The sequence below is a fragment of the Gryllotalpicola kribbensis genome (assembly GCF_039538245.1).
In the GTDB taxonomy this organism is placed as follows: Bacteria; Actinomycetota; Actinomycetes; order Actinomycetales; family Microbacteriaceae; genus Gryllotalpicola; species Gryllotalpicola kribbensis.
This window is the reverse complement of sequence record NZ_BAABBX010000012.1, coordinates 41,875-59,443: the sequence shown is the minus strand read 5'-3', so window position 1 is coordinate 59,443 and position 17,569 is coordinate 41,875. Positions and strand designations below refer to the sequence as shown.

Genomic DNA, 17,569 nt, shown 5'->3' with positions numbered 1-17,569 from the left:
GCTCTTTGAGGTGGTCATCCTTGGCCGTTCCAGAGCGCGAGGGCGAGCACCCACGTCTGCTCGAGGTCGCAGAAGCCGGCCATGCCGTCCTCGTTCCAGCGGTACGCCCGGCTGCGCGCGTGCTCATAGGGGAAGAAGCGCCAGGCGTCGCCGTCTGCGCTGTAGTCCTCGCGCACCGTGCCCCAGGCGCGCTCGGCCACGTACGGGCCCCAATCGCGCCAGGGCTCTTGCCGTGAATCGGCCGCTTCGACACGCTGGTGTTCAGGGGAGCGCTCGTCAGCCGCCATAGCTGCCGATGATAGGCGCAGGAGAGAGGCGGCAGATGGACATCTCGGAGACGCGGATCGACGCGCTGCACGTCTACGCGATCTCGTCCGGGCCGGCGCCGATCCCGCGCGATCAGGTGCCGCCCGTCGTCTACCAGCTGTTCGATCAGCTGCGCGATCGGCTCGCCGATATCGACATCGCCATCTCGGGCCGTGCGATCGCCTGGTACGAGCGGGTGACGGGCGAGTTCGGCGAGCACAGCCAGCGCGCGTGGGTCGGCTACGTCGCGGGCGCCGACGAGATCGGCGGCGAGATCTCACCCGTGGTGCTCGACGGGGCCGAGCACGTCGCGATCGGCACGCACTACGGGCCGATGGCGACGATCCGGCAGTCCTGGAACGAGCTGTTCGACTGGGTGCACGAGCACGGCGGCCATTCGGCCGGCTATGCGCGCGAGGTGCACCTGCGCGCATGGCCCGAGCCAGAGGAGAACTGGGTCACCCGCCTCGAGCTGCCGTTCACGACAGAATGACGGAGTGCTCGCCCATCTGCTGAGGCTGTCGCGCGAGCGGCTGCGCGTCGGCGCGCCGTTCGCGGTGGCGTCCGTCGTCGCCGCCTTGCTCGCCTTCTGGACGATCGCGTTCTTCGCCCGCCACCAGCAGTTCGTCGTTCAGCTGTGCGTCTCGGGGGTGATCATCGCGCTGTCGATCGTGCGATCGGACGAGCGGCAGGCCTCCCCGGGCGCGGGCGATCGGATGCCTGCCTGGGCGGCCGTGTCCGCGCGGTTCCTGATGATTCCGCTCGTGGCGCTGCTCGGGGCGCTCATCGGGCGGGTGGTCCACGCGCACGCCGCGCTCGGCTTCGCGCTGATCGCGGCGCCGCTCGTCGCGGCGATCTGGGTGCGGCGCTTCGGCCCACTCTGGGCACGGCTCGGCTCGCTCTGGTCGTTCCCCTTCGTCGCCGCCCTCGTGACGCCGACCGCCGCGCTCGCCGCCGGGGCCGGGGTCTGGTGGGGTGCGCTCGCCGCGCTCATCGCGGTCGCGTGGGGGTCGGTTCTCGGGTGGCTGGTCGGGGCGGGCACAGCGCGAGAGGACCCGAGCCGTGCGGGCCTCGCCCGCGCGGCGCCCTCCGCACAGCGCCCGGCGCCCTCGCCGTCGAGCGGCTCGCGCATGGCCCTGCACCTCGCGATCTCGCTCGCCGCCGCGATTCTGCTCGGCTGGTGGCTGCTGTCCGAGCACCTCGCCTGGTTCGTGCTGACGGCGTTCGTCGTGAACAGCGGGAACCGCGGGCGCGGCGACGTCGTCTACAAGGGCATCCAGCGCCTGGTCGGCGCGGGCGCGGGAACCGTCGTCGCGACGCTGCTCGGCACCGCATTCGCGCCAGGGGATTCGAACGCCCTCGTCGCGCTCTTCGTGATCCTCGGCCTCGGGGCGGTGCTGCGCACCATGAGCTACGCATGGTGGGCGGCCGCCATGACCGGCGGGCTCGCCCTGCTCTACGACTACCTCGGGCAGGGCGGCACCGAGGTGCTCGGCCAGCGCCTGCTCGCCATCCTGCTCGGCGGCCTCATCGCGATCGTCGCCAGCTGCTTCGTCGCGCCCGTGCGCTCGATCGACGTGGTGCGCCGCCGCACGGCCGAGCTGCTGGCACTCGGGCGCGAGGTGCTCACCGGCGACCGCTCTGCGCCCGCATATGCCGGACTCGCCGCAGAGACGCGCGCGGCGACGGCGCGCATCGAGCAGCTTGCGCCGCCCTTCCATGCCCTGCGCATCGTCACCTTCGGCCGTGTGCCCGCCGGGCGCCGCACCGCCGATCTCATCGATCGGGGAGTGGCGCTGGGCACCGGTCTGCAGCGGTTCGTCGCGGCGCCGTCGCGCGAGCTCGGCGGTCGGCTCGGTGGCGAGCTGCGCGCCCTGCGCGAGAGTTTGGTTGCATTGAGACGTGACTGAGCACATCGTCATGGTCGGGGCGCTGAACGCCGACCTCGCCATCCGCGTCGAGCGGCTGCCCGCGCCCGGCGAGACCGTCGCGGGGCGCGACGTGCAGGTGCTGCCGGGCGGCAAGGCCTCGAACCAGGCGGTCGCCGCGGCTCGTCTGTGCGGGCGCGTGCGGCTGGTCGGGGCGGTCGGCGACGATGAGAACGGGCGGATGCTTCGCGAGCACGCGGCCGCGGCGGGGGTCGACGTCGCGCACGTCGCCGTCCTTCCCGGGGTGGCGACCGGCCAGGCGATCATTCCCGTCGACGACGCCGGCGAGAACGCGATCATCCTTGTGCCGGGCGCCAACGGGGCGATCGCTCCCGACGACATTCCCGTCGAGGCATATCTCGATGCCGCGATCGTCTGCCTCTCGCTCGAGGTGCCGATGCCGGTCGTGCAGCGCGCCGCGGCCCGGGCCGCCGCGGCCGGCGCGCGGGTCGTGCTCAACCCCTCGCCGTACCGCTCGCTGCCCGCCTCGCTGCTCGACGCGACCGACGTGCTGATCGTCAACGAGCTCGAGGCCGGCCAGCTGCTCGGCACCCCGATCGACCTCGACGCCGATGGCATCGCGGCACTGCGCGCCGCCGTCGCGCCCCGCGGAATCTCGCAGCTCGTCGTCACCCGTGGCGCGCAGGGCGCGCTCGCGGTTGACGGCGGCGCGGTGGCCGAGATCGCGGCGACGCGCGTCGAGGCGGTCGACACCACCGGCGCGGGGGATGCCTTCACCGGCGCCCTCGCCGTGGGTCTCGCCGCGGGGCGTTCTCTGCCGGATGCCGCGGCCGAGGCATCCCTCGTCGCCGCGTTCAGCACCACGCGGCGCGGCGCGCAGCCGTCCTACCCGACTGCCGCCGAGCTCGCCGACCTTCGCGCCGCGGGGGTGCACTGATGGCCGCCGCGGGCGCTCCGCCGACCAGCGTGCGCGTCGACGTGTGGGCGTGGTCGGTGCGGCTCTACAAGACGCGGTCGGCGGCGACCGAGGCGGCCAAGGCGGGGCACATCCGCGTGAACGGCGACCGTGCGAAGCCCGCCCAGCCGGTCAAGATCGGCGACGAGGTGCGCGCCTTCACCGACCGCGAGCACATCGTCTTCGTGAAGCAGCTGCTGACGAAGCGCGTCGGCGCCGCGGTCGCCGCTGCCGCGATCGACGATCGCACGCCGGCTCTCCCGCCGAAGGAGGAGCGGGCTGCGCCCGTCGTGCGCGAGCGCGGCTCGGGGCGCCCGACGAAGCGCGACCGCCGCGCCCTCGAGCGGCTGCGCGGGCACTGACCGGCGAGCCGGGCCGCTACTCGGCGGGCCCCAAGAGCGCGTTCGCGACGGTGCTGTGCGCCGACTCGTCGTCGGAGGGGTGGAAGATGCCCGCGAGCACATCGCGGTAGAGCCGCCCGAGCTCGGACGAGGTGAAGTACGACGAGCCGCCCGAGACGCGGATCGCCTTGTCGACCACCTCGCGGGCGGTCTCGGTCGCGCGGATCTTCACGCCGACGAGCTTCGGGAACCACTGGCCGCCGTGGTTCACGAGGCCGTCGACATCGCTCGCGACGGCCTGGATCTGCGGAGCGAGCGCGTCCTGCTGGATCGCCGCGGACGCGAGTCGGAAGCGGATGTCGGGGTCGTGGGCGTAGGGCTTGCCGGTCTTGAGCGAGGTGCGCCGCTGCACCGTCTCGGCGGCGATGTCGAGCGCGCGCTGGCCGATGCCCGTGTAGACCGAGGCGAGCAGCACCTCGAAGTTCGCGAAGATGCCGAACACGAGGCTGTCGGGGTTCGGGCCGGGGGCGAGTCGGCGCACGATGCGCTCGGCCGGGGCATACGCCCCCTTCAAGACGGTCGTGCGCGACTGCGACGCGCGCATGCCGACGGTGTCCCAGTCGTCCTTGATCTCGACACTGCCGCCGGCGACCGCGTCGCGGGTGATGAAGCCGTAGACGACGCGGGGGCCGTCGGCACTCGCCGTGTCGAGGCCGGTCACGCCGAGCCGGGTCCATGCGGGCGAGAGCGAGGTGAAGATCTTGGTGCCCGTGAAGCGGTAGCCGCCGCCCGGCTCCGGAGCGGCCTCGGTCGTCGAGCCGAAGAGCACGAGGTCGTTGCCCGCCTCGCTGATGCCGAAGCCGAACAGCTCGCCCGCCCCCGCCTCGCGCAGCACGAAGTCGAGGGAGTCGTCGCCGCGATCGCGCAGCACCTTGGCCACGCCGGTCCACACGAGGTGCATGTTCACGGCGAGCGCGGTCGCGGGGGCCGCGCCCGCGAGCCGCTGCTGCTCGCGTGCCACCTCGGCGAGCGTCATTCCGAGGCCGCCGTAGCCCGCGGGCACGAAGGCCTTCAGGTAGCCCGCGGCGGCCAGCTCGGCGAGATCCTCGTCGAAGAACCCGTTGTCGCGGTCGTATCGGGGGGCGCGCGACCGGATGCGCGCGAGGAGCTCATCGGAGAGAACGGAGACGCCCGGGATCGATTCAGCCACGGCGTGAGCATATTCCCGGCATCCGACATGCGTGGCGACCCACTTAGAGTGGAACCCATGCAGCAACGGACGCTCGGCAGGACGGGGCGCGAAGTCTCCGTCATCGGACTCGGTACGTGGCAGCTCGGGGGCGACTGGGGGAACGTCAGCGAAGTCGACGCGCTCGCCGTGCTCGAGGCATCCGCTGAGGCCGGCGTCACGTTCTTCGACACGGCCGACGTCTACGGCGACGGGCGCAGCGAGTCTCTCGTCGGGCGATTCAAGGCGGCGCATCCGGATGCCCCGCTCACGGTCGCGACGAAGATGGGTCGCCGCGTCGACCAGGTGCCCGAGAACTACACCCTCGCGAACTTCCGCACCTGGCTCGACCGCTCGCGCGCGAACCTGCGCGTCGACACGATCGACCTGGTGCAGCTGCACTGCCCGCCGAGCCCCGTCTATTCGAACGACGAGGTCTTCGACGCCCTCGACCAGCTGGTCGACGAGGGCGTCATCGCGAACTACGGCGTCAGCGTCGAGACCGCGGCGGAGGCGCTCGCCGCCATCGCGCGGCCGAAGGTCGCGACCGTGCAGATCATCCTCAACGCGTTCCGCCTCAAGCCGCTCGACGAGGTGCTGCCCGCGGCACGCGAGGCCGGCGTCGGCATCATCGCGCGGGTGCCGCTCGCCTCTGGGCTGCTCTCGGGTCGCTACACGAAGGACACCACCTTCCCCGAGAGCGACCACCGCAACTACAACCGGCACGGCGACGCATTCGACGTGGGCGAGACGTTCTCGGGCGTCGACTTCGAGACGGGCGTCGCCGCCGCGCAGGAGTTCTCCGACGCCGTGGCCCAGCTGCGCGAGGAGTGGAAGATCGACAACCATGCTCTGCTCACGCCCGCGAAGGCCGCACTCGCCTGGGTGACCCAGCAGCCGGCCGTCTCGACGGTCATCCCCGGCGCTCGCAACGCCGACCAGGCGCTCAGCAATGCCGCCGCCTCATCGGTTCCCGAGCTCGGGCCCGAGTTCAATGCGCGCGTGCGCGACATCTACGACCGCTACTTCCGGGCGGCGATCCACGAGAAGTGGTGACCGGGGGGCGCTGAGGCAGGCGGTGCGCAGGCTCGCAGTGCGCGGGCCGGCTGCGCTCAGGCGGTCGGGCACACGAGCCGCGTCGGCTCGCGCTGATCGGCGGCCCGCAGCACCTCGTGCTCTGTCATCGGGTGCCCGCAGATCGGGCACGGGGCGGACGCATTGCGCACCTCCGGTGCTTCCGGGTGGCCGGCGCCGATCTGTGCAGGGCCCGTGAACGTGCGCACGACCCGATTCGCCTTCTGATAGAAGCTCCAGAACCCCTTGGCCTCGGCCACCACGCGCCCGCTTTCGTTAGTGCACTAATCGTTTGTACACTGATCATATGTCGGATGCCGCCCCTCGCGCCACTTCATCGGAAGACCTGCTCGCGCTCGAGAACCAGGTGTGCTTCGCGCTGGCCGTGGCCTCGCGCAGTGTGATCGGGATGTATCGGCCGCTGCTCGAGCCGATGGGGCTCACGCATCCGCAATACCTCGTGATGCTCGCCCTGTGGGAACGCGGGCCGCACTCGGTGCGTGCGCTGGGCGATGCTCTGCGCCTCGAGCCGGCGACGCTCTCGCCGCTGCTCAAGCGCCTCGAGGCGCTCGGCTACGTGCGGCGGAGCCGCTCGCCCGAAGACGAGCGCGCACTGCGGGTCGAGCTGACGGATGCCGGGCGTGCACTGCGTGCCCAGGCCCTCGAGGTGCCGCCCGCCGTGATGCGACTGCTCGGCATGGACGTCGCAGAGCTTGCGACGCTGCGCGACACCCTGCACGGGCTGATCGCGGCGGTCGAGTCCGCTCCCTCGCGCGCGTAACCCTTCCCGTTCCCGTTCCCGTTTCCGTTCCCGTTCCCGTTCCGCGGCACGGCCTGCGTCCCGTTCTCCCCGGCACGGTCTGCGTCCCGCCGCCCAGCACGGTCTGCGTCCCCGTTCGCCGGCAGGGTTTGCGTCCCGGGCCGACAGGTGCGCCCTCCGGGTGAGTCACTTCTGTCGGCCGGGGACGCAAAAGACCGGACGAAGAAGACGGGACGCAAGAGACCGGGGACGCAAGAGAACTGAGCGCCGCGGCGGTGCGGCTTCCCCAGCACAGCGCTCGACATGCGTGAGTAGTCCACGGATCCGCGGGACGAGGCGACGGCGCCCCGATTGCCTGGGCTAGCAATGCGTGCATGGAACTCGAACCTCCTGACTTCACCCGGTTGCGTCTCGCTTTCCGAGACAGCTCGCACGGCGACGCGGTGCGGGCGTTTGAGCGCCGTCGGGCGAGGGGCGAGTTGGAAGCTCTGCGCGTCGGAGTGCTGCGGCCGGTGCTTCCGCCGCTCGCGACGATCGAGGGCGACGAGCGCTATCTGGAAAGCCGTCGTCGCTACCTCGACCTCATCGCCGCCGTCGGGCTGACACGTCGATCGGCTCCTGTCGTGTTCTCGCACCGCAGCGCGCTCGCCATTCTCGGGTTGCCGACCGTCGCTGCGTGGGGCCGATCGGTCGACGTTCTTGAGCCGGCCACGAGCGCACGACGCAGCAAGCACGGCGTTCGTGTGCACCGCACCGGCTATCTGCCGGAGGAGATCATGCCCTGGGGCCCGTTCTTTGTGACGACGCCGGCGCGAACGATCGCGGATCTCGCGCGGTCTGGGGACTTCATGTCGACGGTCGTCGCTCTTGACGCGGCCCTGCGCCCGACCGCGCGGTCGCTCGTGAGGCTCTCGAAGTCGGACGTGGCTGAGGTGCTCTCGCGCCACGGCGACTGGGGGCTCGCTCGAGCGGAGTTCGCCGTCGAGTTCGCCGACGGCCGAGCGGCCAACGCCGGGGAATCGGCCAGCCGCGTCACGATCTATCAGCTGGGCTGTGAGGTGCCGGACCTGCAGGTGCGCCACTTCCACGCCGAGGGCTATTTCGACGTCGACTTCAAGTGGCGGCGCGGCCCGGGAATGCCACGGCCGCTGATCGGCGAATTCGACGGAGGGGGGAAGTATGTGAAGCCTGAATACCTCGGGGGCATGACTCCGGGGGAGGCCGTGCTCAAAGAGAAGCGCCGCGAAGACATCTTGAGGCGCCAGGACAACGACTTCGGCCGGTGGGGGTGGCCGGAGGTGAGGCATCCGATCGACCTCGACCGGATCCTGCGCGAGTGCGGACTACGGCCGATTCGTCGCCGGCTCATCTGACCTTTGCGTCCGCCGCCGACAGATGTGCACGACGAGCCGGACGCGGATGTCGGGCGAGGACGCAAAACCTCCACCCGGGGAGTGGGGAGCGGGGAGCCGGAGGGGCGCGGGGAGCCGGAGGGGGCGGGTCAGCTCGGCTGGATCGCGATCGGCTCGGTGTCGGGGATGGGGCTCGAGTCGCGGCCCCGCAGGTCGGGCAGCTTGCGCACCGCGAGCGCGGGCACGATCACGCCGACGAGCGCGAAGGCCCCCGACACGAAGAACGCCCACTGCGGGCCGTTCGAGTCGATGACCGAGCCCGCGATCGCCGAGCCGATGCCGGCGCCGATCAGCTGGCCGGTGCCGATCCACCCGAAGGCCTCTGCCGTGTCGCTGAACTTCACCGACGACGAGGTCATGGCGAACATGGCCGCGAGCGCGGGCGCGATGCCGGCGCCGGAGATCAGCAGCGCCGGGACCATCCACCAGACGTTCAGCCAGATGCTCGCGAGCGCGACACCGGCGAACATCAGCAGCATGCGCCGCGCGAGGGACCAGGGCGAGAGCGGCAGATGCCCGAAGGTGATGCCGCCGAGCAGCGAGCCGAGAGACCAGATCGCGAGCACGACCCCCGACTCGTAGCCGTGGGCAGAGGCATCCGCCCCGGTGCCCTGGAAATTCGCCACGACGCCCGCCTCGACGGCCGAGCACGAGCCGATCAGCAGCAGGCCGACGAAGGTCGAGATGATGACGGTGGGCCGGGTCAGCACGACCCCGAAGCGGCGCTTCGAGCGAGGAATGCGCACGCGCCCGAGCTCGGGCGACAGGATGAACCACAGGCCGCCGAACACCATGAAGAACGCGCACAGCACCAGCGCGAGCACGGTCGAGACCTGCGTCGCGACGAAGGTGACGACGACGGGGCCGGCGATCCAGATGATCTCCTGTGCGGAGGCGTCGAGCGAGAACAGCGGGGTGAGCAGCTGCGAGGTCACGAGCTTCGGGTAGATCGTGCGCACCGCCGGCTGCACCGGGGGCGTCGCGAGCCCCGAGACGAACGCGACCAGGATCGTGAGCGGGATCGACATGGTCACGAACGCGATCGTGAGGATCGCCGCGGCGCAGAGCGCCGTCGTGACCGCGAGAACGGGGCGGATGCCCAGCCGGCCCATCAGGCGGCTGGTGAGCGGCCCGGCGACGGCCTGGCCGACGGCCCCGCCCGCGAGCACGAGACCCGCGGAGCCGTAGCTGTCGTGCACCTGCTCGACGTGGAGCAGCATGCCGAGGGACAGCATTCCGGAGGGGAAGCGCGCCGTCAGCTGCGCGGCGATGATCCGGGCGACGCCCGGCGTCTTCAGGACACTCGAATACGCGCTCACGGTCTGCCCAGTCTATCGATCGCGGCGGCCTGACCCGGCGCGCGCCGCGATGTCGGTGGTGCCGCTTAGCCTGTGGAAAACGGGCAGAAGTTATGCACATTTGTGGACGACACGCCCACTAGATGTAGGGGCAAGGGGGAACGGGCGCCCCGCTATATAGTGATCAAGCTGTTCGGGGAACTGCAGCCCAACCGGTGGCGAAAAACAGCGCAGAACACAGGGGAACGAAGGAGAAACAGTCGTGGCAATCACCGTTGTCAAGCGCGATGGAACGCGCGAGCCGTATGACGCGAACAAGATCAACCTCGCCATCGAGAAGGCCGCGGAAGGCCTCGACGAGAACATCACCTGGGTGACGCAGATCGCGAGCGAGCTCGAGCTCACGCTGTTCGACGGCATCACCACGCAGCAGCTCGACGAGGCGGTCATCCAGGTCGCCCTGCAGAACGTCAAGGACGACCCGGCGTTCGACACCGTCGCCGCGCGCCTGCTGCTGAAGACGATCTACAAGAGGGTGCTCGGCGATTACGCCACGGATGCCGAGCTGAAGCAGAAGCACCAGGAGCAGTTCCGCGCCTATGTCGAGCGCGGTGTCGCCGAGCAGCTGCTCGACCCCCGCTTCCCGCAGCTCTTCGACCTCGACCGCCTGGCGGCGGCGCTAGAGCCGGCGAACGACCAGCTGCTGCGCTACATCGGCCTCGTCACGCTGAACAACCGCTACGGCATCAAGGCCCGCAACGGCGAGCCGCTCGAGGTGCCGCAGTACTTCTGGATGCGCATCGCGATGGGCCTCTCGCTCAACGAGGCCGACCCCACCGCCATCGCCCTCGAGTTCTACGAGACGATGTCGCGCCTCGACTACCTCGCCGCAGGCTCGACGCTCGTCAACGCCGGCACCAAGTTCCCGCAGCTCTCGAACTGCTTCGTGATGGAGATGCACGACGACATCGAGCACATCGCCAAGTCGGTGCGCGACGTCATGTGGATCACGAAGGGCACCGGCGGCATCGGCCTGTCGGTCACCAAGCTGCGCTCGCAGGGCTCGCCGATCCGCTCGAACAACACAGTCTCGACCGGCCCCATCCCGTTCATGCACACCATCGACTCGGTGCTGCGCGCGGTCAGCCGCGGCGGCAAGAAGTTCGGCGCCCTCGCCTTCTACATGGAGAACTGGCACCTCGACTTCCCCGACTTCCTCGACCTTCGCCAGAACTCGGGCGACCCCTACCGCCGCACCCGCACCGCGAACACCGCCGTGTGGATCTCCGACGAGTTCATGAAGCGCGTGCAGAACGACGAGCCGTGGTACCTCTTCGACCCGCTCGAGGTCGGCGACCTCAACGAGCTCTACGGCAAGGCGTTCTCCGAGCGCTACGCGTTCTACGCCGCCGAGGCCGAGGCCGGCCGCCTGCGCATGTTCAAGAAGCTGCCCGCCCGCCAGCAGTTCAAGGACATCCTGATGAGCCTGCAGACCACGGCGCACCCGTGGCTGACCTGGAAGGACACGATCAACAACCGTGCCCTGAACAACAACACGGGCACGATCCACCTGTCGAACCTCTGCACCGAGATCTGCCTTCCGCAGGACATCGACAACATCGCCGTCTGCAACCTCGCGTCGATCAACCTGCCGCGCCACCTGCGCGCCGACGGCACCTTCGACTGGGAGTCGATCAAGCGCTCGGTGCGCCTCGCCGTGCGCCAGCTCGACAACCTGATCGACATCACGATGTCGTCGGTGCCCGAGGCCGACAACGCCAACCTCAACAACCGCGCCATCGGCTTGGGCATGATGGGCTACACCGACGTGGTCGAGAAGCTCGGCCTGCCGTATGACTCGGAAGAGGCATACGACCTGATCGACGAGGTCGCCGAGCGCATCTCGTACTACGCGATCGAGGAATCCGTCGACCTCGCCGCCGAGCGCGGCGCGTACCCGAACTTCGCCGGTTCGCGGTGGAGCCAGGGCCTTGTGCCCTATGACACCCTCGACCTGACCGAGAAGGATCGTGGTGTGCCGATCGACGTCAGCCGCCGCACCACCCTCGACTGGGACTCGCTGCGCGAGCGCGTCAAGGGCGGCGTGCGCAACGCGACCCTCATGGCCGTCGCGCCGACCGCGTCGATCGGCCTCGTCGCCGGCACCACGCCCGGCTTCGACCCGCAGTTCTCGCAGATCTTCAGCCGTGCGACCTCGAACGGCAAGTTCCTCGAGGTGAACCGCAACCTGGTCGCCGCCCTTCAGGAGAAGGGCCTGTGGGAGCAGGTGCGCGAGCAGGTGCTGCGCAGCCAGGGCGACATCCAGGGCATCGCGGCGATCCCCGACGAGATCAAGCGCGTCTACAAGACGAGCTTCCAGCTCTCGCCGATCGCATTCCTCGAGGTCGCGGCCCGCGCCCAGAAGTGGATCGACCAGGCGATCAGCCGCAACATGTACCTCGAGACGCGCGACCTCTCTGACATGGTCGACATCTACTCCGAGGCCTGGAAGCGCGGCGTGAAGACGACGTACTACCTGCACATGAAGCCGCGCCACCAGGCCGAGCAGTCGACCGTGCGCGTCAACAAGAGCGAAGAGATCGGCGGGGCGCGCAAGGGCTTCGGCGCCGCAGGCTCGGGTCAGGCATCCGCGCCGGCCGCGACGCCCGCCGCAGAGCCCGCGGCCGCCGGCGCCCCCGCGCGCCGCGGCTTCGGCTTCGGCGGCCTGACCTCCTCCACCACCGAATCGGAAGGCAAGTAACACCGCATGGGAATCCTCGGTACAGGCGTCAAGGACGGCCTGCTCCTCAAGCCGATCACCTACAAGTGGGCGATGGACCTCTACGACCAGGCGGTGGCGAACACCTGGTTCCCCAATGAGATCCAGCTCGGCGAGGACCTGGCGGACTTCAAGAGGATGACGGAGGAGGAGCGCCACGCGGTCACCTTCCTGATCTCGTACTTCAACCCGAACGAGCTGCTCGTCAACAAGGCTCTGGCCTTCGGCGTGTACCCGTATGTGAACGCACCTGAGGCGCATCTCTACCTCGCGAAGCAGATGTGGGAGGAAGCCAACCACTGCATGTCGTTCGAGTACGTACTCGAGACCTTCCCCATCGACCGCGACGAGGCCTACAACGCCCACGTCGACATCCCGTCGATGGCCAAGAAGGAGGAGTTCGAGGTCAAGTTCATCCGCCGGATGACCGAGGAGACGCTCGACATCACGACGACGGCGGGCAAGCAGGACTTCATCCGCAACCTCGTCGCGTACAACATCATCCTCGAGGGCATCTGGTTCTACTCGGGCTTCATGGTGGCGCTCTCGTTCCGCCAGCGGAACCTGCTGCGCAACTTCGGCTCGCTCGTCGACTGGATCGTGCGCGACGAGTCGCTGCACCTGAAGTTCGGCATGAACCTGATCCTCACGGTGCTCGACGAGAACCCCGACCTGCAGACGCCCGAGTTCGCGAACGAGATCAAGCAGATGATCCTCGACGCGGTCGAGATGGAAGAGCAGTACAACCGCGACCTGCTGCCCGGCGGCATCCTCGGGCTCAACGCGAACTACATCAACCAGTACGTGAAGTACCTCGCCGACCGCCGCCTCGAAGAGCTCGGCTTCGAGCCCGAGTACAAGGTGAGCAATCCCGCGAAGTGGATGGCCACCGCGAACGACACGCTCGAGCTGGTCAACTTCTTCGAGTCGACCAACACCTCGTACGAGTCGAACGCGAAGGCGTCGAGCTGAGTCCCTCGGTTCATCGAGCACCGCGGTGAACCGCACGTAGGGCGCGAACCGCACGTAGGGCGCACGTTTTCTTCCGAAACGTGCGCCCTACGGCGTTTCCGCCGCGTTAGCGTCGAGGCGTGACCGAACGCGAACGCCCGATCCTCACCGACCCCGACGAGCTGGAAGTGGCCCTGCGCGATGGGCGCTATGCCGACGGCGGCCCTGTGCGCGTGCTCGATGTGCGCTGGGGCGGCGTCGGCCGACCCGCCGGCAAGCCCGACGGCCGCGACGCCTTCGAGCTGGGGCACATCCCCGGGGCGGTCTACGTCGACCTCGACACCGAGCTCGCGCTGCCGCCCGCGCGCCGCCGCCCCGAGGACGGCCGCCACCCGCTGCCCGAGCTCGACGAGCTGCAGCAGTCGGCGCGCAGCTGGGGCATCGACCCCGGCGACACCGTCGTCGTCTACGACGACCTCAAGAACCTGTCGAGCGCTCGGGCATGGTGGCTGCTGCGCTACGCGGGCGTCGCCGACGTGAGGCTGCTCGACGGCAGCCTGCGCGCATGGGTGAGCGCGGGAAATCCGCTCGAGAAGGGCCCGGGCGACCCGCCGGTTCCGGGCACCGTGACGCTCGCGTACGGCGCCCTTCCCGTGATCCCGCTCGAGGGCGTCGCCGAGTTCGCAGCATCGGGCGTGCTGCTCGACGCACGAGCGGGCGATCGCTTCCGCGGCGAGGTCGAGCCGGTCGATCCGCGCGCCGGCCATATTCCGGGCGCGGTGAGCGCACCGACCACCGCGAATGTCGACGCGAACGGGCGGTTCCTAACGCCGGGGGAGTTGCGCGCGCGGTTCGAAGAGCTCGGCGTGACGGATGCCTCAGCCGTCGGGGCCTACTGCGGCAGCGGCGTCACCGCGGCGCACGAAGCGGTCGCGCTGACCCTGGCGGGCTTCGCGCCCGTGCTCTACCCCGGCTCGTTCAGCCAGTGGTCGAACCACCCCGAGCTGCCGATCGAGACGGGCGAGACCGCGGAATAGGCATCCGTCAATCCCCCTTGCCGCGACGGTTCTGCAGAGTGATGATCTAGGGATCATCGACACGAGCGAGGTCGCAATGAGTTCACGCATTTCGACACCGGATTACCTTCCGCGCCTCGGGGCGGGGCGGCACCGCACGCCGCGCCGTGGCGCCTGCTTCATGGAGTTCGCCTCGTACCTCGCGGGCGAACGCTGGAGCGATCACCCCAGCTGCACCGACCCGGTGCTGGCCGCGCTCGCCCGCGCGGTCAACGACCTGGTCAGCGACACACGCCGGCAGGAGCTGCTGCAGGACGTGCCGCGCGTCATCGGCCTCACGGCCTCGCGCGCCGGCACGCTGCGGGTTGCGGCGAGCGCCGCCGCGTCGGCGCTTCCCGTCTCGAGCATGCACCGGCAGCACGCCCTCGCTGTCGGGCTGCGGGCGAGTCTCGGAGCGCTGGACGAGCTGGGCGTCGACGCGCCCGAGCTGCGGGCGCGGGCCGAGGCCGCGTTCACCGCAGCGCCGGGGGCGACCGAGTGGGTCGCGCGTCACGTGGAGTTCAACGGCGCCATCCCGCCCGGCCGGCAGGAGCGGGCGGGGCTCGAGATCGTCCGTGTCGCCGCGTGCGGCATCGCCGAGGCGTGCGTCTGGGACGCCGACGACCGGCTGATCGCCCTGCTGCGCACGGCCATCGCCGAACTCGAGCAGGCGAAGACGTCGGCGCCCCGCGCACCAGAGGCACGTCCGGCGGCACGAGGCGAGGCGCTGCGGCCCGAGGCATCCCTCACGGCCTGAGCCCCCCGCCGCCTGTCACCCGGTGTTCTGCAGGCCGGCGGCGACTCCGTTCACCGCGAGCAGCATGAGCCGATGCGGCTGGTCCTCGGCGTCGGTCGAGCCGGTCGCGCGGATCTCGCGCAGGGCACGCAGCTGCAGCAGCGAGAGCGCGTCGACATAGGGCGACCGCAGCTGCACCGCGCGCTGCAGCACGGCACGGCCCTCGAGCAGCTCGCTGTGGCGCGAGGTCAGCAGCACCTGCTCGCGCGTCAGCGCCATCTCGTCGAGCACGAGCTGCGCGAGGTCTGCGCGGCCGTCGAGGGCCAGGTAGCGGCGCGCGAGGCGCTCGTCGGTCTTCGCAAGCGACATCTCGACGTTGTCGATCATGGTGCCGAACAGCGGCCACTCGTGGTAGGCCTTCTGCAGCAGCTCGGGGTCGCCGATCGAGGCGAGCGCCGTGCCGAGGCCGAACCAGCCGGTGAGGTTCACACGGGCCTGCGACCAGGCGAACACCCAGGGGATCGCGCGCAGGTCCTCGAGCGACTCGAGCGACAGGCCGCGGCGTGCGGGGCGCGAGCCGAGGGCCAGCAGACCGACCTCTTCCTGCGGCGTGACGCGGCCGAACCACTGCGCGAAGCCGTCGGCCTTCACGAGCTCGAAGAAGCGTGCGCGGCTGGCTTCGTCGAGGCGCGCCGCGAGGGCGGCGTAGGCGACGGATGCCTGCTCGTTGCGCTCCTGATTCGAGGGTGCCTCGGCCAGCAGCGTGGCGCTCGCCATCTGCTCGAGGTGTCGCGCGGCGATGGTCTGGTCGCCGTACTGCGCGAAGATCACCTCGCCCTGCTCGGTGAGCTTGAAGCGGCCCTCGACCGAGTGCGGCGGCTGCGCGAGCACGGCCTCGTTCGCGGGGCCGCCGCCGCGGCCGAGAGCGCCGCCGCGGCCGTGGAAGAGCGTGAGCTCGATGTCGTTGCGCCGGGCCCACTGGGCGATGCGGCTCTGCGCGTCGTAGAGCGCCAGGGTGGCGGAGACGGGGCCGACGTCCTTCGACGAGTCGGAGTAGCCGAGCATGACCTCGAGGCGGCGGCCGGTCGCGGCGAGCCGCGCCTTAACCGGCTCGAGCTCGATGAGCCCGTCGAGGATGTCGGTCGAGTTGTTGAGGTCGGCGAAGGTCTCGAAGAGCGGGATGACGTCGAGCACGGGCGCCGCCTCGGCCGAGCCGAGGGCGCGCTTCGCGAGTTCGTAGACGTTCGCGAGGTCCTCAGCGGACTGCGTGAACGACACGATGTAGCGACGGGCGGCGTCGACGCCGAACCGCTTCTGCAGGGCCGAGATCGTGTGGAAGACCTCGAGCACCTCGTCGGCGAGCTCCGAGCGGGGCGTGGCGCCCGAGCGCAGCTCTTCGAGAACCTGGCGGTGCACCTTCGAGTGCTGTCGCACCTCGAGGTCGGCGAGGTGGAAGCCGAACGACTCGACCTGCCAGATGAGGTGCTGCAGCTCGCCGGACGCGGCGCGCTCGGCGCCGCCCTCGCGCAGCGAGGACTGGATGATGCGCAGCTCGGCGAGCAGCTCGTCGGGGCTTTCGTAGGCGAGGTCGGCGTCGCGGGTGCGGGTCGCCACGATGCGGCGGGTGACGAACAGCAGCGCGCGGCGGTGCGGCTCGGTGTGCGAGCGCTGCTCGAGCTCGTCGGCGGCGAAGCCGGCGAGGGCGCGCTGCCGGATCCACAGCTCGGAGAGCGCGGCCGAGGGCGGCGTGTCCTCCGCAGACAGCGTCAGGGTGCGGCCGATGCGCGATGCGGCGCGCTCGTAGCCGAGCAGCACGTGCTCGCTGGCGATCTGGGCGGCCTGCCGGGTCACCTTGGCGGTCACGAAGGGGTTGCCGTCGCGGTCGGCGCCGATCCACGAGCCGTAGCGCACGAAGGCCTTCGCGCGGGCCGGCGCGCGACCGGCATCCGGGCCGAGCAGCCAGTCGTCGAGCGCGCGGTACACGCGCGGGACGACCTGGAAGAGCGAGGTGTCGAACACGTTCATCGCCGTGCGGACCTCGTCGACCGGGGTCGGCTTCTGCGCGCGCAGCGGGCTGGTGCGCCACAGGGTGTCGATCTCTTCGAGCAGCCGGCGCTCGTTCTCGAGACCGCTCGCATAGCCGAGGCGCGGGTCGTCGCGCTCGGCGAGCAGTTCGGCGATGCGGCGGATGGCGCCCGAGATCGCGGGGCGGCGGGCCTCGGTCGGGTGGGCGGTGAGCACGGGGTGGAAGCGGAGCTCGGCCACACGGCGCGCGGTCTCCTCTTCGCCGACCTCGCTCGTGAGCTGGGTGATCGCGCCGGCGAAGGTGTCGGTGCGGGTCTCGGCGCGGCCGGGGACGTCGCGCTCGCGCAGGCGGCGGATGCGGTGCTGCTCTTCGGCGAGGTTCACGAGGTGGAAGTAAGCCGTGAAGGCGCGGGCGACCTGCTCTGCGCGCTCGGGCGTGAAGCTCGCGACCAGAGCCTCGGCCTCTTCGAAGCGTTCCTGATCGTCGTTCTCGTAGGCGGCGATGGTGAGGGCCCGGAGCCGTTCGACGTCTTCGAGCAGGCCGGGGGCGCTCGCGTTCAGCACGCGGCCGAGCAGGCCGCCGAGCGTGCGCACATCGGCGCGGAGGGGCTCGTCGACCTCGGCGCGGGCGTTGTCGCGGCGGCGAGAGGGCGACGGGGCGGTGTCTGGCTGAAGGTCGCTCACGCAGTCAGGTTAGGTGACGCGCGCGGTCCTAAGCCAATTGGCCCGTTACATGGGCGTTACGGTATGCCGCGTGTTA

16 protein-coding genes are annotated in these 17,569 nt (G+C 70.4%); 11 read left to right on the top strand and 5 right to left on the bottom strand.

Annotated elements, in window-relative coordinates; genetic code table 11:
• Nucleotides 1-14: 14 nt before the first annotated feature.
• Complete coding sequence (locus tag ABD716_RS07810; RefSeq protein WP_344775538.1) at nucleotides 15-287, bottom strand: hypothetical protein; 273 nt, start codon at nucleotides 285-287, stop codon at nucleotides 15-17.
• Between the two features lie 35 nt (nucleotides 288-322).
• On the opposite strand from ABD716_RS07810, the gene ABD716_RS07805 reads away from it, so the two are divergent.
• From ABD716_RS07805 to ABD716_RS07790, 4 genes are read left to right on the top strand one after another with little or no spacing between them, the layout of a single operon-like run.
• The gene (locus tag ABD716_RS07805; RefSeq protein ID WP_344775536.1) at nucleotides 323-799 is read left to right on the top strand and encodes a GyrI-like domain-containing protein; all 477 of its coding nucleotides are present in this window, start codon (nucleotides 323-325) and stop codon (nucleotides 797-799) included.
• 4 nt (nucleotides 800-803) lie between these two features.
• Nucleotides 804-2,216 carry an FUSC family protein gene (locus ABD716_RS07800; protein ID WP_344775534.1) on the top strand — a complete coding sequence of 471 codons (1,413 nt, stop codon included), beginning with the start codon at nucleotides 804-806 and terminating at the stop codon, nucleotides 2,214-2,216.
• Complete coding sequence (locus tag ABD716_RS07795) at nucleotides 2,209-3,132, top strand: ribokinase (protein ID WP_344775532.1); 924 nt, start codon at nucleotides 2,209-2,211, stop codon at nucleotides 3,130-3,132. The genes ABD716_RS07800 and ABD716_RS07795 overlap by 8 nt, the downstream gene beginning before the upstream one ends.
• Nucleotides 3,132-3,512 (top strand): RNA-binding S4 domain-containing protein, encoded by a 381-nt coding sequence (locus ABD716_RS07790; protein ID WP_344775530.1) that lies wholly within the window; start codon nucleotides 3,132-3,134, stop codon nucleotides 3,510-3,512. Before ABD716_RS07795 ends, ABD716_RS07790 begins: the two co-directional genes overlap by 1 nt.
• Before the next feature lie 16 nt (nucleotides 3,513-3,528).
• Here the strand turns inward: ABD716_RS07790 and ABD716_RS07785 are convergent, their stop codons facing one another.
• Entirely contained in the window at nucleotides 3,529-4,701 is a 1,173-nt protein-coding gene (locus ABD716_RS07785) for an acyl-CoA dehydrogenase family protein (protein WP_344775528.1), read from the bottom strand.
• 57 nt (nucleotides 4,702-4,758) lie between these two features.
• Here ABD716_RS07785 and ABD716_RS07780 point away from each other — a divergent pair, with 57 nt between their 5' ends.
• Nucleotides 4,759-5,775, top strand: coding sequence for an aldo/keto reductase (locus tag ABD716_RS07780; protein WP_344775526.1), 1,017 nt, complete (start codon nucleotides 4,759-4,761; stop codon nucleotides 5,773-5,775).
• 56 nt (nucleotides 5,776-5,831) lie between these two features.
• Here ABD716_RS07780 and ABD716_RS07775 read toward each other — a convergent pair whose 3' ends face one another.
• Nucleotides 5,832-6,053: a hypothetical protein gene (locus ABD716_RS07775; protein ID WP_344775524.1), complete on the bottom strand. Its 222-nt coding sequence runs from the start codon at nucleotides 6,051-6,053 to the stop codon at nucleotides 5,832-5,834.
• 47 nt (nucleotides 6,054-6,100) lie between these two features.
• Here ABD716_RS07775 and ABD716_RS07770 point away from each other — a divergent pair, with 47 nt between their 5' ends.
• Nucleotides 6,101-6,574 carry a MarR family winged helix-turn-helix transcriptional regulator gene (locus ABD716_RS07770; protein ID WP_344775521.1) on the top strand — a complete coding sequence of 158 codons (474 nt, stop codon included), beginning with the start codon at nucleotides 6,101-6,103 and terminating at the stop codon, nucleotides 6,572-6,574.
• A 353-nt stretch (nucleotides 6,575-6,927) separates the two neighbouring features.
• Nucleotides 6,928-7,926 (top strand): hypothetical protein, encoded by a 999-nt coding sequence (locus ABD716_RS07765; protein ID WP_344775519.1) that lies wholly within the window; start codon nucleotides 6,928-6,930, stop codon nucleotides 7,924-7,926.
• 128 nt (nucleotides 7,927-8,054) lie between these two features.
• On the opposite strand, the gene ABD716_RS07760 is transcribed toward ABD716_RS07765, so the two are convergent.
• Nucleotides 8,055-9,284: an MFS transporter gene (locus ABD716_RS07760; RefSeq protein WP_344775517.1), complete on the bottom strand. Its 1,230-nt coding sequence runs from the start codon at nucleotides 9,282-9,284 to the stop codon at nucleotides 8,055-8,057.
• 241 nt (nucleotides 9,285-9,525) lie between these two features.
• Between ABD716_RS07760 and ABD716_RS07755 the strand changes: the two genes are divergently transcribed.
• From ABD716_RS07755 to ABD716_RS07740, 4 genes are all read left to right on the top strand, one after another.
• A complete protein-coding gene (locus tag ABD716_RS07755) occupies nucleotides 9,526-12,024 on the top strand; it encodes a ribonucleoside-diphosphate reductase subunit alpha (protein WP_344775515.1) in 2,499 nt (832 codons plus the stop codon).
• A 6-nt stretch (nucleotides 12,025-12,030) separates the two neighbouring features.
• Entirely contained in the window at nucleotides 12,031-13,014 is a 984-nt protein-coding gene (locus ABD716_RS07750; RefSeq protein WP_344775513.1) for a ribonucleotide-diphosphate reductase subunit beta, read from the top strand.
• Between the two features lie 119 nt (nucleotides 13,015-13,133).
• On the top strand, nucleotides 13,134-14,030 hold the full coding sequence (locus ABD716_RS07745; protein ID WP_425553406.1) for a sulfurtransferase: 897 nt from the start codon (nucleotides 13,134-13,136) through the stop codon (nucleotides 14,028-14,030).
• A gap of 76 nt (nucleotides 14,031-14,106) precedes the next feature.
• Entirely contained in the window at nucleotides 14,107-14,805 is a 699-nt protein-coding gene (locus ABD716_RS07740) for a hypothetical protein (RefSeq protein ID WP_344775511.1), read from the top strand.
• Nucleotides 14,806-14,820: 15 nt separating this feature from the next.
• On the opposite strand, the gene ABD716_RS07735 is transcribed toward ABD716_RS07740, so the two are convergent.
• Complete coding sequence (locus tag ABD716_RS07735) at nucleotides 14,821-17,493, bottom strand: phosphoenolpyruvate carboxylase (RefSeq protein WP_344775509.1); 2,673 nt, start codon at nucleotides 17,491-17,493, stop codon at nucleotides 14,821-14,823.
• Nucleotides 17,494-17,569 lie beyond the last annotated feature (76 nt).

Bases quoted from the DNA above. Each gene is read 5' to 3' on its own strand.
- ABD716_RS07790 (WP_344775530.1), top strand. From the start codon at position 3,132: ATGGCCGCCGCGGGCGCTCCGCCGACCAGCGTGCGCGTCGACGTGTGG.
- ABD716_RS07810 (WP_344775538.1), bottom strand. From the start codon at position 287: ATGGCGGCTGACGAGCGCTCCCCTGAACACCAGCGTGTCGAAGCGGCC.
- ABD716_RS07780 (WP_344775526.1), top strand. From the start codon at position 4,759: ATGCAGCAACGGACGCTCGGCAGGACGGGGCGCGAAGTCTCCGTCATC.
- ABD716_RS07740 (WP_344775511.1), top strand. From the start codon at position 14,107: ATGAGTTCACGCATTTCGACACCGGATTACCTTCCGCGCCTCGGGGCG.
- ABD716_RS07750 (WP_344775513.1), top strand. From the start codon at position 12,031: ATGGGAATCCTCGGTACAGGCGTCAAGGACGGCCTGCTCCTCAAGCCG.
- ABD716_RS07805 (WP_344775536.1), top strand. From the start codon at position 323: ATGGACATCTCGGAGACGCGGATCGACGCGCTGCACGTCTACGCGATC.
- ABD716_RS07770 (WP_344775521.1), top strand. From the start codon at position 6,101: ATGTCGGATGCCGCCCCTCGCGCCACTTCATCGGAAGACCTGCTCGCG.
- ABD716_RS07765 (WP_344775519.1), top strand. From the start codon at position 6,928: ATGGAACTCGAACCTCCTGACTTCACCCGGTTGCGTCTCGCTTTCCGA.